Origin of the sequence: Salinisphaera orenii subsp. orenii MK-B5, assembly GCF_003788635.1 — a bacterium.
Classification (GTDB): Bacteria; Pseudomonadota; Gammaproteobacteria; order Nevskiales; family Salinisphaeraceae; genus Salinisphaera; species Salinisphaera orenii.
Map to the genome: position 1 here is coordinate 188,882 of NZ_AYKH01000023.1, position 25,795 is coordinate 214,676.

A 25,795-nucleotide genomic window follows, 5' to 3' on the forward strand; every position below is an offset into this window, starting at 1 on the left:
TCTGTCCTGATCCACTGAAAACATCTCCTGCGCTTGCGCCTAGCCGTCGACCAGCCGTGTCGCGATGGCGTTGTGTTCGCGTACGAGCGCCGGCAGATCCACGCCCAGCAGTTCACCCCGATGCACGCGCAGCCGGCCGTTGATGAGACTGAGATCCACGCGCGGCGGCAGGCAGAAGACAAGCGCGGCCAGCGGGTCGTGAACGGCGCCGCCGGCCAGCGGCAGACTGTCCAGCCGATAGCCGACGATGTCGGCGGCCATGCCCGGGGCGAGCTGGCCGATATCGCCGCGTCCGAGCACTTCGGCGCCGCCGCGCGTGGCCAGCCGCAGCGTATCGCGGGCCGAGAGCGCATCCGGCCCGTTGGCCAGACGCTGCAGCAGCATCGCCTGGCGCGCCTCGCTGAGCATGTGCGACGAATCGTTGGACGCCGAGCCGTCGACGCCCAGCCCGACCCGGGCACCGGCCTGCTGCAGGGCCTTGACCGGTGCGATGCCGGAGGCCAGACGCATGTTGGAGCTCGGGCAGTGGGCGACGCCGCAGCGATGGGCCCCCAGCCGATCGATCTCAGCGGCATGCGGATGCACCATGTGCGCGAACCAGACATCGTCGCCGACCCAGTCGTTGGCCTCCGCATATTCCACCGGGGTCTGGCCGAACTGGGCGCGACAGTAGTCCTCTTCGTCGCGGGTTTCGGCCAGATGGGTGTGCATGTCCACGCCGTAGGCGCGGCCCAGACGCGCGGTCTCGCGCATGAGATCGGTCGACACCGAGAACGGCGAGCACGGCGCCAGCACGATCCGCGTCATCGCCCCGTCGCGGTCGTCGTGATGGGTCTCGATCACGCGCTGCGAGTCCTCGAGGATGAATTCTTCGTCCTCGACCGCGTGGTCCGGAGGCAGCCCGCCGGCGCTCTCGCCCACCGACATCGACCCGCGCGAGGCATGAAAGCGAAACCCCATCGCCGCCGCGGCGGCGATCTGATCGTCGATGCGTGCGCCGTTGGGCCAGATATAGGTGTGATCCGCGGCGGTGGTGCATCCCGAGAGCATCAGTTCGGCGATCGCCACACGGGTCGCGATCTCGATCGCGCGCCCGTCCATGCGTGCCCAGATCGGGTAGTGGGCGACCAGCCAGTTGAACAGATTGCTGTCCTGGCCCGCCGGCAGATTGCGGGTCAGCGTCTGATAGAAATGATGATGCGTGTTGACCATGCCCGGAATCAGGATATGGCCGCTCGCGTCGATCACCTCGTCGACCGGGCCCTCGCCCGCGACATCCGCGCCGATCGCCTCGATGCGATTGTCGCGGATGCGGATGTCGGCGTCCTGGAACAGCCGGTCGGCGTCGTCGCAGGTGGCGATCACCGAGGCGTTGCGGATCAGCGTCGTTGCCATAGGTTGTTCTCGCGGTCGGAAATACTAGCTGCCACGATAAGTGCTGTAGCCGTAGGGCGAGACCAGCAGCGGCACGTGGTAATGCTCATCTTCGTGGGCGATGCCGAAACGAATGACGATCTCGTCGAGAAACGCAGGATCGTCGAGCGCCTCCCGCCGCTGTGCGAAGTAGGCGCCGACCCGAAAGATCAGTTCGTAGCGGCCGGCGGTGAATTCGGCGCCCTCGAGCAGGGGCGTGTCGCAGCGGCCGTCGGCGTTGGTCGTGCGTTCGACGAGGACGGCGGCATCGCCGGGCGCGAGACGCCGCAGCGTGAGGTCGATACCCGCGCCCGGGCAGCCGTTGGCGGTATCGAGTACATGCGTCGTGAGATAACCCATCGATCAAGGCTCCTGTGCAGTGTTTGGCGGCATCAACGGGGGCCCGGCGAGCCGTGTTCCGGCGTCGTGGCCTCGGCCTGGTCCTCGGCCGCGGATTCGAGTTCGGCGCGTTCCGCGGCCGCGTCGATATCGTCGGTGCGGCCGTTGAGCGCGCGGTTGGTGACCACGGCCGCCACGGATGTCAGAAGGATGCCGCTGTGCACGATCGGCGTGGTCCACTGCGGCAGCGCGGTGAAGAAGTCGGGGGCCGCCAGCGGGATCATCCCGCAACCGAGCGACACCGCGATCACGAGCTGGTTGTTCCGCTGCGACAGATCGGTCTTGCTAAGGATGTTCAGACCGGCCGCGGCCACCATGCCGAACATCACCAGGCCGGCGCCGCCCAGCACCGGCTTGGGTATCGAGGCGACGACGAACGCCGCCTTGGGGAACAGGCTCAGCAGCAGCAGGATGACGCCCGAGACGACGGTGACATAGCGGCTGGTGACGCCGGTCATGCCGACGAGCCCGATGTTCTGCGAGAACGACGTATGCGGAAAGCCGTTGAACACGCCGGATATGAGCGTGGCCGCCCCGTCGCCGTAGAGGCCGCGGCTGAGCCGGCGTCGATCGACCGGTTTGCCCACCATTTCGCCGAGCGCCAGGAACATGCCGGTGGATTCGACCAGCGTCACCACCATGATGATGCACATGGCCAGCACGCCGGAGATCGGGAATTCGAGCATGCCGAAATGCAGCGGCGTGACCACCTCCATCCAGTTGCGGCCATCCAGCCCCGCGAGATCCACCTGCCCCAACAGCGCCGCGGCGATATAGCCGATGCCGAGCCCGAGCAGCACGGAGACATTGACCCACATGCCGCGACCGAAGCGGTTGATCAGCAGGATCACGGCGAGCACGAACAGCGCCAGGCCGAGATGGATCGGCGCTCCGAAGTTCTCGGCATTGGCGCCGCCGCCCGCCCAATTGATCCCGACCGGCAGCAGTGACAGACCGATCGAGGTGATGACCGTGCCCGTGACCAGCGGCGGGAAGAACTTCAGCAGACGCGTGAAGTAAGGCACCAGCAGCAGGCCGAACACCCCCGAAGCGAACGTGGCGCCGAAGATGCCGGCGATGCCGATCTGGCCGCCCGAGGCCATGGCCACCATCGGACCCACGGTCACGAAGCTCGAGCCCATGACCACCGGCATGCGGATGCCGACCATCGAGACGCCGAGCGACTGGATCAGCGTGCCCACGCCCGCGCAGAGCAGATCCGCCATGATCAGATAGGAGATCTCGCTGCGCGGCAGTTCCAGGGCATAGCCGACGATGAGCGCGACGGCGACCGAGCCGGCGTACATGACGAGCACATGCTGCAGCCCCGTCAGAACGAGCTCGTGCAGGGGCAGTTTCTGGTCGGCGGCGCAGGCGGCCTCGTTCGGCGGTGCGTCCGATCGCTTCGATGACATCAGCTCTCCTCCTCGCGTGTCTTGTCATGATCGACCGCCATGCACACGGCCGACCTTCTTGACCGCAGGCCCTCTATTTCTTCGTGTACGGACACGTGGCGGTCAGCTACTGGACGCCGGACGTCCCGGCGGCCAATTCTTGAAGTGTTTTGGGCGCGGCGGCGCAAACGCGCCTGCCTTGGACGTGCGCAGACCCAGCCGGACCAGCGACTCCGCCACGGTCACCGCGGCGGCGACGCCGTCGACCACGGGGACGCCGACGCGCGCGACCACCCGCGCCTGCAGATCCGCCATGCCGGCGCAGCCGAGACAGACCACCTCGGCACGATCCCGAGCGACGACGTCCTCGCAGCAGGCGACGATGGCCTCGATCGCCGCGGCGGGATCGCGTTCCAGGTCGAGCACCCCCCGGCCGGTCGCGCGTACCGAGGCACAGCGGGCCGCCAGGCCCGCGAGCGTGAGGCGATCCTCGATCAGCGGCACCGCGCGTTCCAGGGTGGTCACGACCGAATAGCGACGGCCGAGAAACTGCGCCGTGCTGGCGGCCGCTTCGGTGATATCCACCACCGGCACGTCGAGCAGTTCCTGTAATCCTTCTCGACCGTGTTCGCCGTAACCCGCCTGGATCACCGCATCGAACGGCTCGGGAAAGGCCCGCACCGCCTCCATGACCGCGACCGCTGCCAGGTGGCTTTCGTAGTTGCCTTCCACCGACTCCGCGCCGAAATCCGGGGTGAGCGGCACGATGTCGGTGCCGGGGGCCGCGACCGCGGCCGCCTGCCGCCCGATCGCGCCGGTCATCGACTCGGTGGTGTTCACGTTGACTACGAGAATGCGCATGCGTGGCTCCGGACAATCCACCGGGGGCTATGCGCCGGCGGGTGGGGCGCGACGGTTGCGAGTCGCCGGACGACCGCTGCCAGGCGGCCGATCCGCCGGTCCGAACGACCTCGCGGTCTGAAAACCAAGCCCATTGCGCGCGGGCCGCGGGTCACGGCCGTGCCGCCCGATGGATCTCGACGGGGCCGTCCGGGATGGGGATCTCCTCGCAGTTCGCGCCGGGGCCCTGACGATCCACGATCAGAAAGTCGGCGTCGGCTTCGAGCGCGATCATGGGGTGATGCCAGATGCCCTTGTGGTAGTTCACGCCCTGGCCGTAGCCGCCCACGAAAGCGCGCAGGGCATCGCGCGGCGGCGCCTCCCGTCCACCCGCGACCACGACCAGAAACGGGTGGCCCGACAGCGGCATGAAGATCTGACTGCCCAGCGGATGCCGCTCCAGCAGGCGTAGTGCCACCGGTGACTCTTCCGCCTGCACATGCGCGAGGCTGATCTGAACCCGGCCCTGTTGATCGGTGACATCGACATCCGCCAGATCGTGATACCGCCGCGCCCAGCCCTGATTCATCGGCACCGCCTCGTGGCCGGCCGTCTCGATCACGTCGCCATAGGGCGCGAATGCCGATGCCGTGAGCGGCTCCGCCTCGATTACATGCGTTTCGGCCCGGCTGTTCATTGGTGAGGTCTCTTCTGCGCGTCCGTCGATGCTCGTGTTGGATCCGCGCGACACGGATTCGCACAACGGGAGCGGGATATTCGTTACAAGTCGTATCGCGTTTATGAATACACGTCAAACGATCTGTGAGATACAATCGTATATCAAATTGGATACATATTGGCGGCAACCACTGTGTCGCCGATCCGCAAAACCAAAGGAGATTTCGCATGACGCAGCCGACGTCCGGCGCCATCCCGGCGCCCAGCACCATGGATGAAGCGTGTTTCGTCGCGCATTTCGGCGCGATCTACGAGCATTCACCATGGGTGGCGCGCTGCACATGGCAGCGCGGCCTGGGCCGCGAGCACGACGCCGTCGACGCCCTCGCGGGCGCCCTGGCCGCTGAAGTCGAAGCCGCGGATACCGAGGCCCAGCTACGCCTGATTCGCGCCCATCCCGATCTCGGCGGGCGTGCCGGACTCGCGGGCGAGCTGACCCCCGAGTCCGCTCGCGAACAGGCCGGCGCCGGGCTCGATGCCTGCACCCCGGCCGAATACGATCGACTGCAGTCGCTGAATACGGCCTATACCGAGACCTTCGGCTTTCCTTTCGTCGTCGCGGTCAAGGGACTGACGCGGGAGGACATCCTCCAGGCGATGGCCCAGCGCCTCGAAAACACACCCGAGGTCGAGCGCCGGCGCGCGCTGGACGAGATCCACCGCATCGCCCGTTTCCGGCTGGAGGCCCTCGCCGGCCCGGCGTTCCCCCTCGATCAACCGGCGTAGGGATGCTCCGCGCGCCAATGGCGCGCGATCTGGTCGCGTCGGGCGATCCAGACGCCCGCGTGTGACCGCACGTAATCGAGAAAACGCGCGAGCGCGGCGGCTCGGCCGGGATGGCCGGCCACGCGCCCGTGCAGCCCGACCGACATCATCTTGGGCGCGGTCTCGCCCTCGGCGTAGAGCGTGTCGAACGTGTCCTTCAGATAGGCGTAGAACTGGTCGCCCGAGTTGAATCCCTGGGGCGCGACGAAGCGCATGTCGTTGACGTCGAGCGTATAGGGCACGATCAGCTGCGGCGCGCCGTCGACCCGCTCCCAGTACGGCAGATCGTCGGCGTAGGAGTCGGCGTCGTAGAGAAAGCCGCCGTGCTCGGCGACGAGCCGCCGCGTGTTCGGGCCGCAACGGCCGGTGTACCAGCCGACCGGCCGCTGTCCGGTCATGCGCTCGATCGATTCGACCGCCAGCCGGACATGCTCGCGCTCGGTCGCTTCGTCGACATACTGGTAGTCGATCCAGCGCCAGCCGTGCGCGGCGATCTCGAAATCCGCCGCCACCATGGCGCGTGCGGCCTCCGGATTGCGCTCCAGCGCCATGCCGACCGCGAACACGGTGGCGGGCAGGCCGCGCTCGGTGAACAGCCGGTACAGCCGCCAGAACCCCGCCCGGCTGCCGTATTCATAGAGCCATTCCATGCTCATGTGGCGCACGCCCTCGCGGGCGTCGGTTCCGATCATCTCGGACAGGAAGCTCTCGGAGGCGGCATCGCCGTGGAGGATGTTGTTCTCCGCGCCCTCCTCGTAGTTGATCACGAACTGGACGGCCAGGCGTGCCCCGCCCGGCCATCGCGGGTCCGGCGGATGCGCGCCGTAACCGACCATGTCGCGCGGATAGTCGGGCGAAATCCCGTCGTCGGTATTCATCGCTGGTGCTCCTCGTCGATAGTCCGCCCCGACGCGCGGCGCTCGCACAGGTTTCGGACGTACTCATGTGTCGTGAAAAATCGTGTCAGTGCGGGACCGCCCGCGGGCCGGCCGCGGGATCGGCAACGGCCCCGGGCCGATGGCATTTCCGGCCCATCGGATCGCGCGGTTCCGGCAGAGGCGTCCTCGAGGCCGCATTCCGAGCGCCGCGCGGCGAAAACAGGCGAGCCGACGCGGCGCGAACCGCCCGTCGGCATGCCTCAGGCGGTGCTGTCGAGATCCGTGGAAAAGATCTCGCGCAGATCGATCTCGCGATTGCGCTGCTCCAGCCCCAGCCGCTGTTCGCAGGCGCGCAGATGATCGACCATCGCGGTCACCGCGGCCTCCACATCGCTGCCGGTGAGAATGTCCAGCAGCTCGGCGTGTTCGTCGTGCGTGCAGGCCGTGCGCTGCATCGGCTCGTACAGCCCGATGATCAACGAGGTGCGTCCGATCAGCTCCTTGAGGAACGACTTGAGCACCTGATTGCCCGCGATGTCGGCGATCTCGAGATGAAAGGCGCCGGAATAGCGGATCCAGTTGCGGCGCGCGCTGTCCTGATGCGCGGCGTGATCCTTGTCCACCAGACGCGCCAGGCGATCGCGATGCTCCGGCGTCATGCGCGGCACCGCGGCCTCGACGCTGGCGGCCTCGATAACGCGCCGGGCGGCAAAGACTTCACGCGCCTCTTCGACGCTGGGGCTCGCGACCATCGCGCCGCGGTTGGGGCGAATATCCACGAGCTTCTCGCTGGCCAGACGGAAAAGCGCCTTGCGCACCACCGTCCGGCTCACGGAAAAGATCTCGCCGAGATTGTCTTCCGGGAGCTTGGTGCCGGAAGGCAGTCGCTGCTCGAATATCGCATCCGCAATGGCGCGATAGATGCCCTGATCGGTCGAGCCGCCGCTCTCGCCCTCCAGCGCTGCGGCGTGATCGACCGGCGCGGCACGGGTTCGTTTCGTTCCTGCCATCTGCGATGCTCCTGTTACGCGTCCACGCGGTTCAGATTACGGAAGCGGCCACGTTGTATCAATAAAATCGCTTTTTTGTATCCTATCAATGAAACGACGGGACGCGCATCAACCAGAAGATGGGCGCCGGCCCCCGATATGCGCGGTGACGCGCGCGGCCGCCGCATGTACGGCATCGCCCAGCGGTTCGATGGCCGCATCGTCGATGCGCGCCGTCGGTCCGGATACCGATAGTCCCGCAATCGCCTCTTCGAAGACATTGAAGATCGGCGCGGCAATGCATCGCATGCCCGGATGCCGTTCCTCGTCGTCGACGGCCCAACCCCGCCTGCGGATGCCGTCCAGCGCGGCGTGAAGCTCTGAAGCGCTGGTGATCGTGTTGGCCGTGAACCGCGGCCAGGGTTGGTCGCCGAGCATCCGTTCCGCACGTTCCGGCGGCATATGGGCCAGCAGCGCCTTGCCGATGCCGGACGCCTGGGGCAGCCCCCGTGTACCGGGCGGCAGAAAGGCGCGGATCGGGGCCCGCGTCTCGACCTGCGAGACGTGGACGACGTCGTGCCGTTCGATCACCGCGATGTTGCTGGTCTCACCCGTCTGGTCGGTCAAATCCCGCATGGCCTGACGGCCGGCCTCGAGGTAGTCGCTGCGGCGCGCATAGGCATGGCCGATGCAGAAGGCCTCGACCCCGATCGACCATGTCTGTGCTGCGGCGTCGAAATCGACCAAGCCACGGCAGCGCAGCGTTTCCAGAACGCGATGCGCCGTCGACGGTGCCATGTCCGAGGCCGCCGCGAGCACCTTCAACGTCGCCGCGCCCTCTTCGGCCACCCGCTCTAACAGGGCCAGCCCTCGATCCAGGGCCTTGATGCGGACACCCGCCGTATCGCTTGCGGGTTCCGCACGGGGGCGACCGCGGGCGCGCGCTGGAGGTCTATCACTCATGCCGCTGCCGTTCGATGCCTGTCTTGGTCCGCCGAATTTTTCGCGCGCGTGGCCCGAGCACGGCATGTGTCGGCGGTTTTTCCATGAAATCAGACATTTGTATTTTTCCGCTCGATTTGTACCAAATTGTAGCATTTGATTGAATACATATCGCATCGGCTCTAGAGTTGAACAAAACAACGCGAGGAGAACCGATGCGCACCCAGAATCCCGTATTCATCCCGGGGCCGACGAACATGCCGGATCGCCTTCGACACGCGATGGACACGCAGACCGTGGACCATCGGGCCCCGGATTTCGCCCGTCGCTTCCTGCCGTTGCTGGAAGATCTGAAGACGGTGTTCGGCACGCAGCTCGGCGAGGTGCTGCTGTTCCCCGCCACCGGGACCGGCGGCTGGGAGACGGCGGTGACGAACACGCTGTCGCCGGGTGACGAGGTGCTCGCGGCCCGGCACGGGATGTTCTCGCAGCGATGGATCGACCTGTGCCGCCGGCAGGGTCTGTATGTCCACGCCGTCGAGGGCCAGTGGGGTGAAGGCGTGCCCGTCGACGAATACGCACGGATTCTGGCTGCGGATAGCGATCATCGGATCAAGGCCGTTCTGGCCTGCCACAACGAGACCGCCACCGGTGTTACCAGCGACATCGCCGCCGTGCGGGCCGCGCTGGACAAGGCCGACCACCCGGCCCTGCTGTTCGTCGACGGCGTGAGCTCGATCGCGAGCATGGACTTCCGCATGGATGAGTGGGGCGTGGACGTCGCCGTCACGGGGTCGCAGAAAGGCTTCATGCTCGGTGCGGGGCTCGCGATCCTGGCGTTCAGCCCGCGCGCGATCGCCGCCTGCCGCGATGCCCGCTGTCCGCGGGCCTATTTCGACGTGGAGGCGATGCGCGAGGCCAACCGCGCCGGCAGTTTCCCCTATACCCCGCCGGTGGGCCTGATCAACGGGCTGGCGGAGAGCGTCTCGCTGCTGCTGGACGAGGGGCTGCCGCGCGTGTTCTCGCGGCACCATCGCATCGCCGAGGGCGTACGCCGGGCGGTCGACGCCTGGGGCCTGAGCCTGTGCGCCCGGCGCCCCGCGCTCTACTCCGACACCGTCACGGCGATTCGGGTGCCGCGCGGCTTCGATTCGAACGCGCTCGTGCACCACGCCTACGAGCACTACGGCGTGTCGTTCGGCGCCGGCCTGGGGGAAGTCGCGGGCAAGGTCTTTCGCATCGGCCATCTGGGCGACATGACCGACGTCATGGCGCTGTCGGGGCTGGCCACCGCGGAGATGGCGATGGTCAATCTCGGCTATCCGGTGGAGCTCGGCTCGGGCGTCGCTGCGGCCCAGCGCTACTACAGCGCGACCCGCAATCGCTGGAAGCGGGAGGTGGCGTGATGGATTCGCCCCTGGCCCGCGGCGCCGCCAACGCCGACGCCGCACCGACCCATGACGATGTCCAGGCCGCACACAGGCGGATCGCTGACTGGATTCACCGGACGCCGGTGCTGACCAGCGCGACGCTCGATCGCATGAGCGGCGCCGAGCTGTTCTTCAAATGCGAGAACTTTCAGAAGGCCGGTGCCTTCAAGGCGCGCGGGGCGACCAACGCCGTGTTCAGCCTCGATGAGGCCGCGGCCGCCCGGGGCGTGGCGACGCATTCGAGCGGCAATCACGCCCTGTCGCTGTCGCGTGCGGCGGCCTGCCGGGGCATTCCCTGCACCGTGGTCATGCCACGCACGGCGCCGAAAGCCAAGATGGATGCCGTCCGCGGCTACGGCGGCAAAATCGTGACCTGCGAACCAAGCCTCGAGGCACGCGAGCGGACCCTGGAATCGATCGTATCGCGATCGGGCGCGAGTTTCGTGCATCCCTACAACGATGCCCGCGTGATCGCCGGCCAGGGCACCTGTGCCCGCGAACTGCTCGAGCAGGCCGGCGGGCTCGACGCCGTGGTCGCACCGATCGGCGGTGGCGGCATGATCAGCGGCACGTCACTGACCTGCGCCGCCCTCGCCCCGGAGACGCGGGTCTTCGCCGCCGAGCCCGAACAGGCCGACGATGCCTGGCGCTCGCTGCGGGCGGGCCGGATCATCGAGGACGACGCGCCGGACACCGTCGCCGACGGATTGCGGGTATCGCTGCGACCGCTGACCTGGCACTTCGTCCATCGCCATGTCGCCGACATTCTGCTCGCCAGCGAGACCGACATCGTGGATGCCATGCGCCTGATCTGGCAGCGCATGAAGATCGTCGTCGAACCCTCCAGCGCGGTGGCGGTGGCCGCCATCCTCAACAACCCGAGCGTATTCGCCGGCCGGCGTGTCGGCGTGGTGCTGACCGGCGGCAACGTCGATCTCGACAAGCTGCCGTGGACGCAGCCCGTCTAGCCCCGCTTTCATCACAAGAAAAACCACTGCATACGAGGAGATCTCATGCCCGTGAACATCCCCGCCGACGTCGGCGCAGGCATCGAGGCTATCGATACGCCCTGCCTGCTCATCGATCTCGACGCCTACGAACGCAACATCCAGCGCATGGCGCGCTTCACTCGCGACCACGACCTGCGCCACCGGGCGCACGCCAAGACCCATAAATCCGCCGATATCGCCCACGACCAGATGGCGGCGGGTGCCGTCGGCGTGTGCTGTCAGAAAGTCAGCGAGGCCGAGGCCCTCGTGCACGGCGGCGTACGCGACGTGCTCGTATCCAACGAAGTGGTCAATCCGCACATGATCGAACGCCTGGCGGCCATGGCCCGGCAGGCGCGCGTACTGGTCTGTGCCGATGACGCCGCGAACGTCGACGCGCTGGCAGCCGCCGCCGCACGCTACGACGCGAGGCTGGAAGTGCTGGTGGAGATCGATGTCGGCGCCGGTCGCTGCGGTGTCGCCCCGGGGGCGCCGGCCGTGGCCCTGGCCGAGCGGATCGATGCCGCACCGCATCTGGCATTCGCCGGCCTGCAGGCCTACGAGGGCAAGGCGCAGCACGTGCACGACTTCAACGAACGGCGGGCGCGCATCGACGAGGCGATCGCGCGGACGCGGGACACCGTCGAGCGCCTGGAGCAGGCCGGACTCGCCTGCGACATCGTCGGCGGCGCCGGTACCGGCACCTACGCATTCGAAGGCGGCAGCGGCGTCTACAACGAACTCCAGTGCGGCTCGTACATCTTCATGGATGCCGACTACCAGCGCATCGCCATGGCCGACGGCCGGCCGATCGACGACTTCGAGAACAGTCTGTTCCTCTATACCACGGTCATGAGCAAGACCAAGGCCGACAAGGCTATCTGCGACGCCGGCCTGAAGGCCCAGAGCGTGGATTCCGGGCCGGCCGTGGTTTTCGGTCGCGACGATATCGAATACATCGGCGCCTCCGACGAGCACGGCGTGATCCGGGACCCGGACAACGTGCTGCGGCTGGGCGACAAGTTGCGCCTGGTGCCGGGCCACTGCGACCCGACGGTGAATATTCACGACTGGTATGTCGGGGTGCGCGGCGGCGTGGTGGAACGCCTGCTGCCGGTCACCGCCCGCGGCATGTGCCTCTGAGCGGAGCCGTAGATCATGCTGATCATCGATGAACAGACCGCCGGCCATCTGCTGGATGCACAAGAGGCGTTTCACGCCGTCGAGGAGACGTTCGCCGCCATGGCGCGTGGCCAGGCGCGCAACTTCCCCGTGGTGCGGGAGGCGCTGGGCCATGCGGACGCGCTCTACGGCTTCAAGTCCGGGTTCGACAGCGCGGGCGCGACGCTCGGACTCAAGGCCGGCGGCTACTGGCCGCACAACGCCGAACACGGGCTGACCAACCACCAGTCGAGCGTGTTTCTCTTCGATCCGGATACCGGCCGCCCGACCGCGATGGTGTCGGGCAACCATCTGACCGCGATGCGCACCGCCGCCGCCTGCGCCGTGTCCATACGGCACCTGGCCCGGACGGACGCCGACACCCTCGGCATCGTGGGGGCCGGCCATCAGGCCGTCTATCAACTGCGCGCGGCCGCGGCCCAGCGCCGTTTCGAGCGGGTTGTGGCCTGGAATCGCACCCCGGGCCGGCTCACCGAGCTGGCCGCAGCCGCCGAGGCGCTCGGCCTGGCCTTCGAGACACCGCCGCTGCATCGCCTCGGCCACGAGGCGGACGTGATCGTGACCATCACATCGTGTCACGAGCCGCTGCTGATGGCCGAGCATGTCGGCCCGGGCACGCACCTGGCCTGCATGGGCACCGACACGGCGGGCAAGCAGGAGATCGATCCGCTGATCCTCCAGCAGGCGCAGGTCTTCACCGACGAGGCCGCCCAGGCGGTAGGCCTGGGTGAATGCCAGCACGCGGTGGATGCCGGCCAGCTTGACGTGGAGCGCATCCAGGCGTTGGGCGACGTGGTCACCGGCCAGTGCGCGGGCCGGACGGCCGCCGGCGACATCACCGTATTCGACGGCACGGGCGTCGGTCTGCAGGACCTTTCGGTGGCCCGACGCGTCGCGGCACGGGCCCTCGAGGCGGGCCGCGGCCAGCACATTCATTTCGGCCATTGAGGGCGCCATGATTCTTGAACGAACACCCGTGTATCGCCGCAACGGCGATCGAGCCCGATGCAACGCCGGCGTGCCGCTGCGCGAGCTGGCGTATACGCTCGCGCTCCTGACCGCGACGGGCACGCTCGGCGCGGCGCATGCGGCGGAGGCCGCCAACTCGACGCGGGCCGACAAGCCCGCACAGAATGCGAGAGCCGACGAGACGGCGCCGGCGAAAGAGGCCTCGACCGAGCACACCGACGATCCGCAGTCGCTGCGCAAGATGTTCACGCAGGGGGATTTTGACGGCGAACTTCGCCTGCTTTACTTCACCAATCGCAACGCCTTCTTCGCCGAGGACGTGGACCGGAACACCGCCACGGTCGGCGGCCACCTGGGATTCACCAGCGCGTCGCTACACGGCTTTTCCCTGCGTGTGAGCGCCTATGCTCAGCGCGGCATCGACCACGCCGGCGACCCCGCGGAGCGCAACCGCGACCTCGGGCCGGATCTGTCGACGCTGGGCGAAGCCTATGTTCAGTGGCGGGGCCGTGACTTTCGTGTCCGCGCCGGCAACCAGGCCCTTGATGCGCCGTTCACGGCGACCTACGATTACCGGATCATTCCCCAGCTCTATCAGGGCGTGTCCGCGCGCTGGGGCGATGACACACGGTTTCTGACCGCGATGCGCATGTTTCGCTACAAGTCCCGGATCAGCGAGTCCTTCGACAGGACCACCAACTACAACCGCGAGTTCGAACCCTTCGCACCGAACACCGACGCCCACACCGACGGCTTCTGGGCCGTGGGTGCGGGCGACACCGTGACGGCGGGGCCCGCCGAGTTCGCCGGGCAGGCCTGGTACTTCGAGTACAAGGACTACGCCCGCATGTTCTACACCGAAGGCCGGATCGCCGAAGCCGAGGGTGACTGGCGCCCGTTTCTCGGTCTCCAGTACATCCGCGAGACCGAGGACGGGCGCGCCCTGGTCGGCGAGGTCGATCATCACACCTACGGCGCCCAGCTCGGCGTCGAACACGGCTCGCTGACTGCGACCCTGAACTACGACGCGATCCCCAGCGAACCGGATACCTATCTCAACGGTGCGCTGGTGACGCCCTACGCGCATAACGAAGCCTCCGGCCCGCTGTTCGCCCAGCCGTTTCTGACCAGCACGCAGGATCTCGGCTCGGGTGACGCCTACGCCGCCGAAATAAAGGGAGCGCCGCTGGCCGATACCGTACTCGGCGCGCGCTACTCGTACATGGATCTCACGCCGGCCGCGGGCGCCGGTTCGATCGATCAGTCCGAGTATCTGATCTACGGCATCTACCAGTTCGACGGTGCGCTTTCGGGGCTCAGCATCGCCGACTTCATGGCCTACCAGAGCCAGCCCGGGCAGCCACACGACTTCTGGGAAAACCGGCTGAAACTGAGCTACTCGTTCTGACCAAACGGCGGCGCGGTTGCCGGCTCAGGCGGATGCCGGCCCCTGTGCCGAACGGTCCCAGTCGTAAGGTTCCAACAACAATTCGGCCGGTTTGTATCCAAACCAAAGACCATTTAGTATCCCGAAACGGTACCGGTGCAAGGACGCCGGGCCGGGATCCGACCCATCCAACTGGCACGTAAGTCGCACCACGAGCGGTACGCGGTGACGCAGCCAGGCCACCGGATCGACCCCCGGTCGACCCGGTCTTTCTCCAAGTTGAAACCAACCAACAATTGCCGCGGCATCCCGATCCGGGCGATCACCGTGCCGCGGCATCAGAAAGAGATGTCATGGACGCGTATCTGATCGAATTCGGAAACATGCTGCTGCGCTGGCTTCACGTGATCGCCGCGATCGCGTGGATCGGCGAGTCCTTCTATTTCGTCATGCTGGACAACGGCCTGAAGAAACCGGCCGCCGCGGACGACCGGCACCGAGGCGTCTTCGGCGAGATGTGGGCCGTGCACGGCGGCGGCTTTTACCACAACCAGAAATACGCCACGGCACCGGCGAAGCTGCCGGACGAGCTGCACTGGTCCTATCTGAAGGCGTATACCACCTGGCTGTCGGGTTTCGCCCTGTTCGGCCTGCTCTACCTGACACGGCCCGAGATCTATCTGGTCAACGGCGACAGCGCCTGGGGCTGGGCCGCACAGATGAGCGGCTGGCAGGCCAACCTCGCGGCACTCGTCTTCCTGCTGCTCGGATGGGTCGTCTACAACGAACTCTGCAAGCGCATCAGTCCAACGATGAACCGCGACGGGCTACTGGGCGCCGCCGTGGCCGTGCTCATGCTGATCGTGGCCTATCTGGCGACGCACATCTTCGCGGGGCGCGCCGCGTTTCTACTCGTCGGCGCGGTCATGGCGACCGCGATGGCCGCCAACGTCTATTTCTGGATCATCCCCGGCCAGCGTCGCATGGTCGCGGCCATGACCGCCGGTGAGACGCCCGATCCACTCGACGGCAAGCGCGGCAAGCAGCGCTCGGTCCACAACACCTATTTCACGCTGCCGGTGGTTCTGCTCATGCTGAGCAACCACTACGCCTTTCTCTACACCCATTCCTATTCCTGGGTGATCATCGCCGTGTTCATCGTGGCGGGTGCGCTCATCCGGCAGTTCTTCGTCTCCATGCACGCCGGTCACGTGCAGCCGCTCTACCCGGTGGCGGGCGTCGTGCTCGTCGCGCTCGCGTTCGCTCTGGCCGCTCCGGCCGGTTCGTGGCACGCTCCTGAAGACGACCGCACCGAGAACAGCGAGCAGACGGCGTCCGACGACGCGGCCGAGCCTTCGTTCGAGGCGGTGAAGCAGGTGGTTCAGACGCGCTGCACCGCCTGCCACGCGGAGTCGCCCTCCTACGCCGGATTCAGTGCTCCGCCGGCGGGCATCGTGCTCGAAGACAGGAGCGGTATCCTGAAACATGCGTCCCAGATCAAAAAGGCCGTGGGCAACGGCAACATGCCGCTGGGCAACGTGACGAAGATGACAGATGAGGAACGCGAACTGATCTCGGCCTGGCGCGCGTCGGAGTAGCGCGCTCCGGCCATGGCATGGCGTATGCCCGAACCGTCCGGTGCCTTTGTCACGGTCGGTTCGGGCACTCTCGCCGCCGGCCGCGCGCGATCCAGTGACATCGAGATCATCGATCCGTGCGATGACGTGATCCGTTGACGTGATGAACCCGGGCGACGGGAAACATTACGGGAATTCTCGTCGGTATACGGAAGCGCCGAAAAGGACTGGAGCCCGGGCTAAGGGCTTTAGGCCGATTGCGGGCTCGAGCGGGATTCCATTTGGTGCCGCCGGAGGGACTTGAACCCCCATGGCCTTTCGGCCACCAGGACCTAAACCTGGCGTGTCTACCCATTCCACCACGGCGGCGTGCGGCGGCTATCGTAACCGATGCGCGGTCGCCAAGCAGCCTCAGTGGCGCGTGTGGCGCGTCTTGAAACGGCCGGTCAGCAGCGAGCGCTCGGTCAGCGGCATGCTGATGTAGAAACCCTGGGCATAGTCGATGTCGCGGGCGGTCAGCCACTCGAGCTGGAACCGGGTCTCGACACCTTCCGCGAGGACCTCGATGCCCAGATCATGGCCCAGCCGGATGATGGTCTCGATGGTGTGCTCGTCGCGACTGTCCGCGCCGATGCCGCGCACGAAGTCGCGATCGATCTTGAGCGTGTCGATGGGCAGATCCTTCAGATAGGCCAGCGACGAGTAGCCCGTGCCGAAGTCATCGAGCGCGACATGTACGCCCTGCTGCTTGATCGCGGTCAGGATGCGCGTCGCCGTTCGATGATCGTGCATGACCGCGGTTTCGGTGATCTCCAGACACAGGCGCGCCGGCACCAGGCCGCTGCTGTCGAGCACTTCGGCGATCAGTGACGGCAGGTCGCCGCTCAACAGCGTGACGACGGAGACGTTGACCGCGACCGACAGCGTGCCGAAATCGCCGTACCAGCGCGCCGCGCTCGCCGCGGCCGAGCGCAGAACATAGCGGTCCAGCGCCATGATGAGCTGGTTTTCCTCGGCGACCGGGACGAAATCCTGCGGTGCCAGCAGGCCCAGCTGCGGATGACGCCACCGGATCAGCGCCTCGGCGCCGATCGACGTCCGGCCCGGCGCCACCGACCGGATCGGCTGGAATCGCAGCGGCAGATCGCCGGTCGTGATCGCGGTCCGCAGATCCTCTTCGATCAGCCGCTCGTCGTGGAGTCGGCTCGACTGGGTCGGGTCATATTCGCAGTGGGCAAGATTGCGAAGATAGGCGTTGCGCAGGGCGATACCGGCGCGCTTGGTCAGATCCTTGAAGTTGACCGCATGCAGGGGCGCGCGGGCGTTGGCCGTGCGTATCGATAGATGGAGATGGGCGCGATCGGCTCGAAACGGCTCTCGGAATGCCTCGTGCGCGATCCGCGCCAGATTCTGCGCATCGTCCACGCTCGCGTCGTAGAGCACGCCGAACTCGACGCCGCCGAGCACGCGGGCGAGCAGCACCTCGCGCTGGCGGAACGCCCGCTTCAGGCGGCGCCCGACCTGGCGGATCAGCGACTCCGCGATCTGATAGCCCTGGATGTCGAGGATGCGCTGCCAGCGATCCAGCTGCAGCAGCAGAAAGCCGACTGAGCGGCCGTGCTGGACGCAGTCCGCGAGCATGCCTTCGGCCCGCTCACGCAGGAGGTTGGCGTTCGCGAGCCCGGTCAGCGGGTCGTAATAGGCCAGACGTTCGATATCGCGGCGCCGCTGGATACGCTCGGTGATGTCGTGCAGCTGCACCGAGATCGACGCGCGCCGACGGCCGCCCGCCGCGCGCCACACCATCGACATCTCAACGTCCACCCAGTGCCCCTCGGCGTGACGTACGCGGGTCTCGCCGCAGAGCAGATGCTCGTCGCGCTTGACCCGGCGCACGAAGGTTTCCAGCGTGGCCGCCGGCTCCGCGCAGATGTCGTAGAGCGAGAGCGCGCGCGTCTGCTGGTCGTCGTAGCCGAGCACGCGCTCGAGGCCGCTGCTGGCGTTGCGCAGCGCCAGCGTGACCGGATCAATCACGATCAGGCACTCACCCGCCTGGGAGAGCACCTGCGCATGACGATGGCGCATCTCCTCGATTCGCGCGTCGAGGTGGCGCCCGGCGGCGATATCGCGCAGAACACAGAACAGATGCTCGATGTGGCCGCCGGAGCCGCGGTACACGTTGAGCGTGGCGGTGGCCTCGACCGCGCTGTCCTGCCGGGTCCGCAGGTGCACCCGGCCCGTCCAGCTGCCGTTCTCGCGAGCCGCGGGATAGATTCGTTGCGTGCCCTGCGTCCGGCTGGCCGGCTGCAGGAAATCGACCAGGCGCAGCCCGAACAACGGCTCGTCCGGGGCTAGGCCGAGCAGCGTACGGGCGCGCGGGTTGAGATATTCGAGCGCGCCGCGGGGCGAGGCGATCGCCATCGCGTCGGCACTGTCCTCCACCAGCAGGCGCGCCTGGCGGGACAGGGCCGCGGAGCGGTGCCGGCGATCCGCGGCGATGATGCGTGCCGCGATCGCGCCGATGCGCAGGGCGCGATCACGTTCGACGCCGCTCCAGGTACGTCTCTCAGCTTGTTCGTGACAGACCACACCGGTGAGCTCGTCACCGACGCGGATGGGCGCATCCAGCATCGAGCGAATGCCGTTGGCGACCATGTAGTCCGTCAGCGCGTCGCCTGCATGCGGCGGCTCGTCGGCCTGCTCCACGCTGAACAAGGCGCCCGCGGCGAGCGTTTCGACGTAATCCGGCCGCTGCGACAGATCCAGGCTCAGGCCGAAATCGTTGCGACCGGTCTCGCGGTGGTCGTGAACGCGGTGCAGACGCTGGAAATCGGCGGAGAACAGCCATATCGAGACCCGGTCGACGCCCAGCGCGGCTGCGGCCGTGCGGGCGATGGCCGCGTAGGCCCGACCGATATCCTCGAAATGGGTGCTGGCAAGCGTCTCGATGCGGATATCGTCACCGCCATCATTCTCCGGCGTCGCGTTCATGGCCGGTGATCGTCGCGATGGTGAACGCCCATGATCAGTTTGGTCCGTCGCTGTCGAAGGCGTCGCGGGGGACGTAGTGGGCCTGGTCGAGTTCGTGGTTGGCGCTGTAATCGATCGGGCAGTCGACGAGCACGACACCACCGCGCTCGAAGGCGGCTTCCAGAACATCGGCCAGATGCGTGCCGGCGGTCACCCGCATGCCGTGCGCGCCGTAGGCCTCGGCGTAGGCGACGAAGTCGGGGTTGCCGAAGGACATGCCGAAGTCGGGGAAGCCCTCGCCGGCCTGCTTCCAGCGGATGAAGCCGTACCCGTCATCCCGCAGGACCAGGACCACGAGATCCATCTCGAGCCGTACGGCCGTCTCCAGATCCTGACTGTTCATCATGAACCCGCCGTCGCCGCAGATGGCGAGCACGCGGCGGTCGCCGTGCACCATGCGTGCGGCCATGGCCGCGCCAAGCCCCGCGCCCATGCTGGCCAGAGCGTTGTCCAGCAACACGGTGTTATTGCCGTAGGCGGGATACATGCGGGCGAACCAGACCTTGTAGATGCCGTTATCGAGACTGATGATGTCGTGTCGCCCCATCACGCGACGCACCTGATTGACCACCCGCTGCGGTTTGAGCGGGTGGCTGTAGTCGAACTCGCATTCGTGCAGGCGTTCGTTGATGTAGGCGCGCATCCGGGCCAGGCGCTCGCGCTCGAAGTGGACGCCGTCCAGCAGCGTTCGCAGCGCCTTGAGCGTGTTCGAGATGTCGCCGATGACTTCATGCGCGGGGCTGTAGTATTCGTCCGGATCCGCGGATACGAAGTCGATGTGAAGGATCGTCTTGTTCATGCCGGCGTTCCATACCGCCGGCGGGTACTCCACGACGTCGTAGCCGAGCGTGATCACGAGGTCGGCCTCGTCGATCGCGCTGTGCACGTAATCGTGTTTGTGGATGCCCATGCAGAACAGGCTCTGCGGATGATCGTCGGCGAGCACGCCCTTGCCCATCTGCGTACCGATCGCGAACAGTCCGGTCGCTTCGACCAGCGCCTGCAGCTGCTGGGTGATGCGCTTTCGATTGGCCCCCGCGGAGTAGACGATCAGCGGCTGCTGCGCCGACTGGATCATGTCGGCCGCCTGGGCCAGCGCCTGCTCGTCGGCGTTGGGACGGCGCAGCATCACGCGTTTCTGGGGCACCGAGGGCTCGATGGTCTCGCCGGCGATGTCTTCGGGCAGTTCCAGATGCACCGCGCCCGGCCGCTCGGCCTCCGCGACCTTGAAGGCGTGGCGGATGCTGCGCGGAATCACGCCGCTGTCGGTCAGCGAACTGTTCCATTTCGTCACCGGTCGAAAGGTGTCGACCACGTCGATGAGCTGGAATTTGCCCTGCTTGTTGTCGCGAATGGCCTTCTGGCCCGTGATCGCGAGCATCGGCATGCCGCCGAGCTGCGCGAAGGCCACGCCCGTGAGGAGATTGGTCGCCCCCGGCCCGAGGGTCGACAGACACACGCCCGCCCGGCCGGTCAGCCGGCCGTAGGTCGCGGCCATGAAGGCCGCATGCTGTTCATGCCGCGTGACGATGAGCCGGATGCGACTGTTGCGCAGCGACTCCAGCAGGTCGAGATTCTCCTCGCCCGGCACGCCGAACACGTAGTCCACGCCCTCCTCTTCGAGGCAGCGTACAAACAGATCCGATGCCTTCAACGTCTGCTCCCGGTTATCGCGCCTTACCGAGCATAGCCGAAAGCCCGGCGTCTGGCGCCTCGATGCGGTTTCTAGTCGCTGCGCGGCCCGTCGCGCGCCGTCACCACCGCGACCGTGAGCCGTGAAACGCAGAGTTGTCGGCCCTCGGCGTCGAAAAGATCCGTCTGCCAGACATGCATACGACGCCCCACGCGAAGCGGATGACAGCGGGCCTGCACGCGGCCGGCGCTGGCGCCGCTCAGATGGCTGGCATTGAGTTCCACGCCGACGCAGCCGTAGCGGCTCCGGTCGACACACAGGTTCGCCGCGATGCTGCCCATCGACTCCGATACCGCACAGGATACGCCCCCATGCAACAGACCGAACGGCTGGCGCGTGCGTTCGTCGATTGTGAATTCGGCTTCCAGATGCGCGTCGCCGATCGCGGTATAGACGAGACCCAGCCGCGAGATCATGTCACGGTCGTTCAGCGCATTGAGTTCGTCCAGATCGACGGGTTCGAACCAGCGTCGTGCCACCGGGCCTCCCTCTTCAAGTGTGCATGCCGCTGAGGCATAGTACACGCCACCCCTTTCAAAGATCCTGCATCCCATGGCATTCAATACCGAGAACGCACCCGGCGTCGAGCCCGAGGCCCCGGACGCCACGCGGGGGTTCATCTTTAATCACACGATGGTCCGCATCGTCGATCCGGAGGCTTCGCTGGCCTTCTACACCCGGGTCTTCGGCATGCGACTGCTGCGCAAGGTGGACATGCCCGAAGGCGAGTTCACGCTCTATTTCCTCGCCTGTACCGGCAACGACGACGTGCCCGAGGACAAGGACGCGCGGGCGCAGTACGTCAACGGACGGGAGGGCGTGCTCGAACTTACTCACAACTGGGGCACAGAGGACGACCCGGACGCCGGCTACCACAACGGCAACGACGAGCCGCAGGGCTATGGCCACATCTGTTTCACCGTGCCCGATCTCGAAGCGGCCTGCCGCTGGATGGACGAAAACGGGGTCGTGTTCCAGAAACGCCCAGAGGACGGGCGCATGAACCACATCGCCTTCGTGCGCGATCCCGACGGCTACTGGATCGAACTGGTCGCCCGCCGCGGTTGAACCGCTCGGACCGCAGGCCGCCGCATCCGTCCCGCGCATCTGCGGGTGGATGCGGCCCTGCTTCCGCCTTCATTCCAGGTCGTCATCACACCCGCCGCGCCCTTTGGCGCGTCCTCGCAGTCGGCCGACACAACGCTCACATCGCTGCACTACAGGCGGGTCGCGCTCCGCGCGTCGGCACTGGTCCAGCCTGTTCTCGGCACGCGCGACTCAATAAGAACGTCCCTGCGACCAAGCCGTATCGCCGCTGGGGTGTGGATGTGGCCCGGCCGGGCTCAGCGCGGCGAACGCGACCGGATCCGCTTCTGCGCGAGCTGTGTCAGCGTCAACGTCTTCGCGAATTCCTCGCTTCGTCGGATATGCCGGGTCATGAGTTGTCGGGCGCCCTGCACGTCCCGCTCGAGCAAATGTCGGCAGATGGCGTGGTGCTCCGCATAGGTCTGCTCGATCCGGCTGCTCTCGGTGAAATCGAGACGCCGAATCACGCGGATGTGATTGTTCACGTCACGCAGGTACTCGCCAAGGGCGACATTCCCGCCGCCCTCGGCCAGCCGCAGATGGAAGGTCTCGTCGCGCGCCTCCATGGCTTCGGAACTGTCCGATCGCCCCGGCTGCGTGCGGGGATCCCACGCCCCCGCGAGTTGTTCGAGCTCCGCCGCCGGCATGAACAAGGCGGCCTTGTCGAGTGACAGCATTTCCAGCGCGATACGTACGTCGTAATAGTGCATCAGCCGGCCGACATCCAGGTCTCGGATGAAACAGCCCTGCTTGGGCCGTATCGACAGATAGCCTTCGGCCTCCAGCCGTTGCACCGCCTCGCGAATCGGAGTGCGGCTGACATTGAAACGCGCGGCCAGTTCGGTTTCGGTGACACGCGTGCCCGGATAGAGCTCGAACTCGAGGATCATGTTCCGGATCTCGGCATAGACGTGTTTGGCCGAGGCGATCCGGCCGCTCGAGCTCGCGGTTTCGTCGTTGCTCATCCTCCCCGACTCCCTGAACCTGCTTCCGGCATGGCGCTCAAAGGGCCGCGGACGAAAGCGTCGCCTGCCAAGCGAGCGCTGTAGCAGAATCGCGCTCTCCTCGCGCCTCTTGCCTGCGCTCGACTATAGCGGATATGCGATCGCGCGCGCCGCCATCGGCCCTATCCCGTCGAATGTCGGCGCCTTGACACCATTCCGAATCGCTGAGGATCTCGCCCCGCCGGCGTCTGGCGAAGCAACTATTGGAAATCGGCTGCTCACGAGATACCGGCGTGGGCCGCTCAGCGCCCCGCCGATGCACACCGGCCCTCCACTCTGCCACGCCAATCGCCACGCCCGCCAAGACAAGCGAGACCGAACCACGCTCGCGTATACGCGAGCGCCGAACACAAAAAAGCCGCAACGCGATTCGGCGATGCGGCTCCGGAGCCACTGCAGGCTGGCGTGTTTGGTGGGCCGTGATGGATTCGAACCATCGACCAATAGATTAAAAGTCGCACCTACAGGTACGGCACAAACCCGTGTCCGTTCGTTTGTCTGCCGTTAACTCACTGAGCTAATGCGACAATAATTGCCGACCATAAGACTTTATGCGACATTATCCGAACCCGGATACATGCCCGTGTCCGGACACCAGCCGGACACGGAAGGGACACGGATATGGCGCAGAAGCTCACGGATCGGAACGTCAAGGCACTGAAGCCGCCGAGCGGAAAGTACAAGATCACGTATGACACGGAAGTCCCCGGCTTCGGAATTCGAGTCACGAAAGCCGGCGTCAAGAGCTTCATTTTCAACTACGCCAGCCAAGGGCGTGAACGTCGGTACACCATCGGCACCTACCCGGCGTGGAGCGTAGCCGCTGCCCGCGAGGAAGCCGGCGACCTGCGAAAGTATGTTGACCGAGGCGGCGACCCGATGGCGGACAGGCATGCACGCCGAGCCGAGCCCACGGTTAGCGAACTGTCGACGCGCTATCTCGACGAACACGCCAAGCCGAAAAAGCGGGCTTCCAGCGTGGCCGGTGACAAGTTTCTGATCGACCGCCATATCAACCCGGAAATCGGCAATCTGAAAGTGTCCGCCGTCGCGTTCACTGATGTGGATCGCCTGCACCGCAAGCTGAGTGCTGACACGCCGACTCAGGCAAACCGGGTGCTTGCCCTACTCTCGAAAATGTTCTCGCTGTCGATCCGCTGGCAGTACCGAGCCGATAACCCGGTCAAGGGCATCGAACGGAATCAGGAAGCGGGACGCAAGCGATACCTGAGCGGCGACGAGATGCAACGGCTCATCAAGGCGCTGAACGAATACCCCTATATCCAGAAGGTCCGCGCGTCGGCCGAGGAAAAGGCAGAGACCGGGCAGACGTGGAAGATCCTGCATCGCGAGAAGCCGATGCGCCAGCGGCAACAGGCGTGCAACGTCGTTCGCCTCCTGCTACTGACCGGGGCGCGTAAGGGCGAGGCGCTGGCGGCTCGATGGGACCAATTCGACTTCGCTAAAAAGACCTGGACGAAACCGGGCGCGACGACCAAGCAAAAGACAGATCACGCCGTACCATTAAGTGCGCCTGCCCTGTCGCTATTGGCTGAAATCGAACAGACCGGACCGTATGTATTTCCCGGCAAGGACGGTAAACCGCTGGGCGAGATCAAGCACGCTTGGGCCAGCCTACAGAAACTCGCCGACCTCCCCGACGTGCGGCTGCACGATCTTCGCCATACCTACGCCAGCCAGCTCGTGAGTGCCGGCCTATCCCTGCCGATCGTTGGGGCGCTGCTGGGGCACACACAGGCCGCGACAACGGCCCGCTATGCGCATTTGATGGATGACCCGCTAAGAGAGGCCACCGAGCGTGTCGGCGCGGCTTACGAGGGCGCTGTGAACGGCGGAGAGTCGAACGTCGTCAATCTTCGGGGGCGATGATGGATATTGCATCTTTGCCAAATTGGGGGCCATGGCATGAGGTATTGCAGAACTGGCGCGAGGGTAATTTGACCCGTGCAGAAGTCGTAAATGCTCTGCAATCCGATATCGATCCACCGGCACCAGCGAAACAAATGCTGTGCGACGTGGTGATGGACCCACACGAGAAAAGCGTGGGCTGGGCGCGTGGTCCGAAAACCAGAATCAGCGCGGCCTATGCAAAGCGCTTATTACGTGAATGCGAGCTGTGGCGGGATGACATCGATCGTTATCGCGAATTTGGCGATCACGAGTTCGATACTCACGAGTTCAGGGGTTTTGCAGATGAAATTGAGCAGCGGGCGCGCATGAAAGGTACTTCGATGGACTTGGCACTGGAGATGATCGCCGAATCACGCGGGCTAAACTTCTACACGCTCCGAGACAAGATTCGTGAGGCGAAGCGGCTCGAAGGAGGTCGACTCGTTGAAACGGTAGTCGAGCGTTTTGGCGTGTCTACTGAAGAAGCGATCGACTTTGTAGCTGAACACTATCGCCACTCTAAAAGCGCCTTGCACCGCTCAGTTAATTGCGAGCATACGAAAAGTAAGTAGTAGAACTACTCACTAGAGGATTCGCGCCACCAAAAACCGACACTGACTCTCAAGCATCGACGTTAGGCAGCCGCGACCACACCACCGTTTGTCTGCCGACCGCGATGCTTCGAATCTCATTCACGAGGTAGAGAGTCAGATGAACCAAGAAAGCAAATCTGCACTTCTGGCGGAGTACTACACCCGCCAAGAGCTTGCCGAAGAATTGGGCATTACGCAGCGTTCGCTAGAGCGGTGGGCATGGCTGCGCAAAGGCCCGGCCCAGACGCGAATCGGCCAGCGAGTTTATTACCACCGCAGTGCCGTCGAGAAATGGCTTTCCGAGCAGACGGAGGCCGCGGCATGAGCGAGTTCCCCGAGCCGAGCAGCGAATACTACGTTACCGAACGATTCGAGCTTGCCGGTGGCCAGACCGTCACCGAGTTTGTAGCCGGCCCGTTCGATGATCCCGACGATGCCCGCCATGCCCGCGACTTCATACGCCACGATGCACCGAGTCGTCGTGTTCGTTGTGTCGAGGTCGTGAGCTTCGGGGACTGCCTGAGCGGTCCCAAAGAAAAAGCCGCCCGGAGCGAATCCTAGGCGGCTAACTGTGGGCGTAGCAGTG

The 25,795-nt window shown here is 65.9% G+C and carries 24 protein-coding genes and 1 tRNA gene; 12 read left to right on the forward strand and 13 right to left on the reverse strand.

Translation table 11 applies throughout. The features are described from left to right. Nucleotides 1–39 precede the first annotated feature (39 nt). From SAOR_RS11450 to SAOR_RS11470, 5 genes are all read right to left on the reverse strand, one after another. Nucleotides 40–1,395, reverse strand: coding sequence for an 8-oxoguanine deaminase (locus tag SAOR_RS11450; RefSeq protein WP_123631535.1), 1,356 nt, complete (start codon nucleotides 1,393–1,395; stop codon nucleotides 40–42). A 24-nt stretch (nucleotides 1,396–1,419) separates the two neighbouring features. After that, nucleotides 1,420–1,773 (reverse strand): hydroxyisourate hydrolase, encoded by a 354-nt coding sequence (uraH, locus tag SAOR_RS11455; RefSeq protein ID WP_123631536.1) that lies wholly within the window; start codon nucleotides 1,771–1,773, stop codon nucleotides 1,420–1,422. 32 nt (nucleotides 1,774–1,805) lie between these two features. After that, nucleotides 1,806–3,227: a nucleobase:cation symporter-2 family protein gene (locus tag SAOR_RS11460; RefSeq protein WP_123631537.1), complete on the reverse strand. Its 1,422-nt coding sequence runs from the start codon at nucleotides 3,225–3,227 to the stop codon at nucleotides 1,806–1,808. A gap of 102 nt (nucleotides 3,228–3,329) precedes the next feature. Next, nucleotides 3,330–4,067, reverse strand: a complete 738-nt coding sequence (locus SAOR_RS11465) for an aspartate/glutamate racemase family protein (RefSeq protein ID WP_123631538.1) — start codon at nucleotides 4,065–4,067, stop codon at nucleotides 3,330–3,332. Nucleotides 4,068–4,218: 151 nt separating this feature from the next. Beyond that, complete coding sequence (locus tag SAOR_RS11470; protein ID WP_123631539.1) at nucleotides 4,219–4,743, reverse strand: ureidoglycolate lyase; 525 nt, start codon at nucleotides 4,741–4,743, stop codon at nucleotides 4,219–4,221. 209 nt (nucleotides 4,744–4,952) lie between these two features. On the opposite strand from SAOR_RS11470, the gene uraD reads away from it, so the two are divergent. After that, nucleotides 4,953–5,510, forward strand: coding sequence for a 2-oxo-4-hydroxy-4-carboxy-5-ureidoimidazoline decarboxylase (uraD, locus tag SAOR_RS11475; protein ID WP_123631540.1), 558 nt, complete (start codon nucleotides 4,953–4,955; stop codon nucleotides 5,508–5,510). Here the strand turns inward: uraD and puuE are convergent. From puuE to SAOR_RS11490, 3 genes are all read right to left on the reverse strand, one after another. Beyond that, nucleotides 5,498–6,427 (reverse strand): allantoinase PuuE, encoded by a 930-nt coding sequence (gene puuE / locus SAOR_RS11480; RefSeq protein ID WP_185015658.1) that lies wholly within the window; start codon nucleotides 6,425–6,427, stop codon nucleotides 5,498–5,500. The genes uraD and puuE overlap by 13 nt on opposite strands. Before the next feature lie 260 nt (nucleotides 6,428–6,687). Beyond that, entirely contained in the window at nucleotides 6,688–7,437 is a 750-nt protein-coding gene (locus tag SAOR_RS11485) for a GntR family transcriptional regulator (RefSeq protein WP_123591745.1), read from the reverse strand. A 108-nt stretch (nucleotides 7,438–7,545) separates the two neighbouring features. Beyond that, entirely contained in the window at nucleotides 7,546–8,535 is a 990-nt protein-coding gene (locus SAOR_RS11490; RefSeq protein ID WP_221179967.1) for an IclR family transcriptional regulator, read from the reverse strand. A 38-nt stretch (nucleotides 8,536–8,573) separates the two neighbouring features. Between SAOR_RS11490 and bhcA the strand changes: the two genes are divergently transcribed. The 6 genes from bhcA (at nucleotide 8,574) to SAOR_RS11520 (ending at nucleotide 15,913) form a co-directional block, all read left to right on the forward strand. Continuing rightward, complete coding sequence (bhcA, locus tag SAOR_RS11495) at nucleotides 8,574–9,764, forward strand: L-aspartate--glyoxylate aminotransferase BhcA (protein WP_123631541.1); 1,191 nt, start codon at nucleotides 8,574–8,576, stop codon at nucleotides 9,762–9,764. Continuing rightward, nucleotides 9,764–10,756 (forward strand): beta-hydroxyaspartate dehydratase BhcB, encoded by a 993-nt coding sequence (gene bhcB / locus SAOR_RS11500; protein WP_123631542.1) that lies wholly within the window; start codon nucleotides 9,764–9,766, stop codon nucleotides 10,754–10,756. Before bhcA ends, bhcB begins: the two co-directional genes overlap by 1 nt. 45 nt (nucleotides 10,757–10,801) lie before the next feature. Beyond that, entirely contained in the window at nucleotides 10,802–11,920 is a 1,119-nt protein-coding gene (locus SAOR_RS11505) for a DSD1 family PLP-dependent enzyme (protein WP_123631543.1), read from the forward strand. 15 nt (nucleotides 11,921–11,935) lie between these two features. After that, nucleotides 11,936–12,907, forward strand: coding sequence for an iminosuccinate reductase BhcD (gene bhcD / locus SAOR_RS11510; RefSeq protein WP_123631544.1), 972 nt, complete (start codon nucleotides 11,936–11,938; stop codon nucleotides 12,905–12,907). Nucleotides 12,908–12,914: 7 nt separating this feature from the next. Continuing rightward, the gene (locus tag SAOR_RS11515; RefSeq protein WP_123631545.1) at nucleotides 12,915–14,336 is read left to right on the forward strand and encodes an OprD family outer membrane porin; all 1,422 of its coding nucleotides are present in this window, start codon (nucleotides 12,915–12,917) and stop codon (nucleotides 14,334–14,336) included. A 332-nt stretch (nucleotides 14,337–14,668) separates the two neighbouring features. After that, complete coding sequence (locus SAOR_RS11520; protein ID WP_123631546.1) at nucleotides 14,669–15,913, forward strand: urate hydroxylase PuuD; 1,245 nt, start codon at nucleotides 14,669–14,671, stop codon at nucleotides 15,911–15,913. Nucleotides 15,914–16,174: 261 nt separating this feature from the next. Here the strand turns inward: SAOR_RS11520 and SAOR_RS11525 are convergent. The 4 genes from SAOR_RS11525 to SAOR_RS11540 all read right to left on the reverse strand — a co-directional run bounded on the left by SAOR_RS11525 (nucleotide 16,175) and on the right by SAOR_RS11540 (nucleotide 21,169). Further along, nucleotides 16,175–16,261: transfer RNA gene (locus SAOR_RS11525), tRNA-Leu, on the reverse strand. A 42-nt stretch (nucleotides 16,262–16,303) separates the two neighbouring features. Next, complete coding sequence (locus tag SAOR_RS11530) at nucleotides 16,304–18,883, reverse strand: sensor domain-containing phosphodiesterase (protein WP_185015659.1); 2,580 nt, start codon at nucleotides 18,881–18,883, stop codon at nucleotides 16,304–16,306. 34 nt (nucleotides 18,884–18,917) lie between these two features. Then, nucleotides 18,918–20,576: an acetolactate synthase large subunit gene (locus tag SAOR_RS11535; protein WP_123631548.1), complete on the reverse strand. Its 1,659-nt coding sequence runs from the start codon at nucleotides 20,574–20,576 to the stop codon at nucleotides 18,918–18,920. Nucleotides 20,577–20,647: 71 nt separating this feature from the next. Further along, nucleotides 20,648–21,169, reverse strand: a complete 522-nt coding sequence (locus SAOR_RS11540; RefSeq protein ID WP_123631549.1) for a hotdog fold thioesterase — start codon at nucleotides 21,167–21,169, stop codon at nucleotides 20,648–20,650. On the opposite strand from SAOR_RS11540, the gene gloA reads away from it, so the two are divergent. Further along, nucleotides 21,168–21,683 (forward strand): lactoylglutathione lyase, encoded by a 516-nt coding sequence (gene gloA, locus SAOR_RS11545; protein ID WP_123631550.1) that lies wholly within the window; start codon nucleotides 21,168–21,170, stop codon nucleotides 21,681–21,683. The genes SAOR_RS11540 and gloA overlap by 2 nt on opposite strands. A 275-nt stretch (nucleotides 21,684–21,958) precedes the next feature. Here the strand turns inward: gloA and SAOR_RS11550 are convergent, their stop codons facing one another. Then, nucleotides 21,959–22,666 (reverse strand): GntR family transcriptional regulator, encoded by a 708-nt coding sequence (locus SAOR_RS11550; RefSeq protein ID WP_123631551.1) that lies wholly within the window; start codon nucleotides 22,664–22,666, stop codon nucleotides 21,959–21,961. 660 nt (nucleotides 22,667–23,326) lie between these two features. Between SAOR_RS11550 and SAOR_RS11555 the strand changes: the two genes are divergently transcribed. The 4 genes from SAOR_RS11555 to SAOR_RS11570 all read left to right on the forward strand — a co-directional run bounded on the left by SAOR_RS11555 (nucleotide 23,327) and on the right by SAOR_RS11570 (nucleotide 25,770). After that, nucleotides 23,327–24,595: a tyrosine-type recombinase/integrase gene (locus SAOR_RS11555; protein ID WP_123631552.1), complete on the forward strand. Its 1,269-nt coding sequence runs from the start codon at nucleotides 23,327–23,329 to the stop codon at nucleotides 24,593–24,595. Continuing rightward, a complete protein-coding gene (locus SAOR_RS11560; protein WP_123631553.1) occupies nucleotides 24,595–25,188 on the forward strand; it encodes a hypothetical protein in 594 nt (197 codons plus the stop codon). Before SAOR_RS11555 ends, SAOR_RS11560 begins: the two co-directional genes overlap by 1 nt. Nucleotides 25,189–25,327: 139 nt before the next feature. Beyond that, entirely contained in the window at nucleotides 25,328–25,534 is a 207-nt protein-coding gene (locus SAOR_RS11565; protein WP_123631554.1) for a helix-turn-helix transcriptional regulator, read from the forward strand. After that, a complete protein-coding gene (locus tag SAOR_RS11570) occupies nucleotides 25,531–25,770 on the forward strand; it encodes a hypothetical protein (protein WP_123631555.1) in 240 nt (79 codons plus the stop codon). The genes SAOR_RS11565 and SAOR_RS11570 overlap by 4 nt, the downstream gene beginning before the upstream one ends. Nucleotides 25,771–25,795: the final 25 nt, after the last annotated feature.

Coding starts and splice junctions, on each gene's coding strand:
- SAOR_RS11450 (WP_123631535.1), bottom strand. CDS start 1,395: ATGGCAACGACGCTGATCCGCAACGCCTCGGTGATCGCCACCTGCGAC.
- uraH (WP_123631536.1), bottom strand. CDS start 1,773: ATGGGTTATCTCACGACGCATGTACTCGATACCGCCAACGGCTGCCCG.
- SAOR_RS11460 (WP_123631537.1), bottom strand. CDS start 3,227: ATGTCATCGAAGCGATCGGACGCACCGCCGAACGAGGCCGCCTGCGCC.
- SAOR_RS11465 (WP_123631538.1), bottom strand. CDS start 4,067: ATGCGCATTCTCGTAGTCAACGTGAACACCACCGAGTCGATGACCGGC.
- SAOR_RS11470 (WP_123631539.1), bottom strand. CDS start 4,743: ATGAACAGCCGGGCCGAAACGCATGTAATCGAGGCGGAGCCGCTCACG.
- uraD (WP_123631540.1), top strand. CDS start 4,953: ATGACGCAGCCGACGTCCGGCGCCATCCCGGCGCCCAGCACCATGGAT.
- puuE (WP_185015658.1), bottom strand. CDS start 6,427: ATGAATACCGACGACGGGATTTCGCCCGACTATCCGCGCGACATGGTC.
- SAOR_RS11485 (WP_123591745.1), bottom strand. CDS start 7,437: ATGGCAGGAACGAAACGAACCCGTGCCGCGCCGGTCGATCACGCCGCA.
- SAOR_RS11490 (WP_221179967.1), bottom strand. CDS start 8,535: ATGCGATATGTATTCAATCAAATGCTACAATTTGGTACAAATCGAGCG.
- bhcA (WP_123631541.1), top strand. CDS start 8,574: ATGCGCACCCAGAATCCCGTATTCATCCCGGGGCCGACGAACATGCCG.
- bhcB (WP_123631542.1), top strand. CDS start 9,764: ATGGATTCGCCCCTGGCCCGCGGCGCCGCCAACGCCGACGCCGCACCG.
- SAOR_RS11505 (WP_123631543.1), top strand. CDS start 10,802: ATGCCCGTGAACATCCCCGCCGACGTCGGCGCAGGCATCGAGGCTATC.
- bhcD (WP_123631544.1), top strand. CDS start 11,936: ATGCTGATCATCGATGAACAGACCGCCGGCCATCTGCTGGATGCACAA.
- SAOR_RS11515 (WP_123631545.1), top strand. CDS start 12,915: ATGATTCTTGAACGAACACCCGTGTATCGCCGCAACGGCGATCGAGCC.
- SAOR_RS11520 (WP_123631546.1), top strand. CDS start 14,669: ATGGACGCGTATCTGATCGAATTCGGAAACATGCTGCTGCGCTGGCTT.
- SAOR_RS11530 (WP_185015659.1), bottom strand. CDS start 18,883: ATGAACGCGACGCCGGAGAATGATGGCGGTGACGATATCCGCATCGAG.
- gloA (WP_123631550.1), top strand. CDS start 21,168: ATGGCATTCAATACCGAGAACGCACCCGGCGTCGAGCCCGAGGCCCCG.
- SAOR_RS11540 (WP_123631549.1), bottom strand. CDS start 21,169: ATGGGATGCAGGATCTTTGAAAGGGGTGGCGTGTACTATGCCTCAGCG.
- SAOR_RS11550 (WP_123631551.1), bottom strand. CDS start 22,666: ATGAGCAACGACGAAACCGCGAGCTCGAGCGGCCGGATCGCCTCGGCC.
- SAOR_RS11555 (WP_123631552.1), top strand. CDS start 23,327: ATGGCGCAGAAGCTCACGGATCGGAACGTCAAGGCACTGAAGCCGCCG.
- SAOR_RS11560 (WP_123631553.1), top strand. CDS start 24,595: ATGGATATTGCATCTTTGCCAAATTGGGGGCCATGGCATGAGGTATTG.
- SAOR_RS11565 (WP_123631554.1), top strand. CDS start 25,328: ATGAACCAAGAAAGCAAATCTGCACTTCTGGCGGAGTACTACACCCGC.
- SAOR_RS11570 (WP_123631555.1), top strand. CDS start 25,531: ATGAGCGAGTTCCCCGAGCCGAGCAGCGAATACTACGTTACCGAACGA.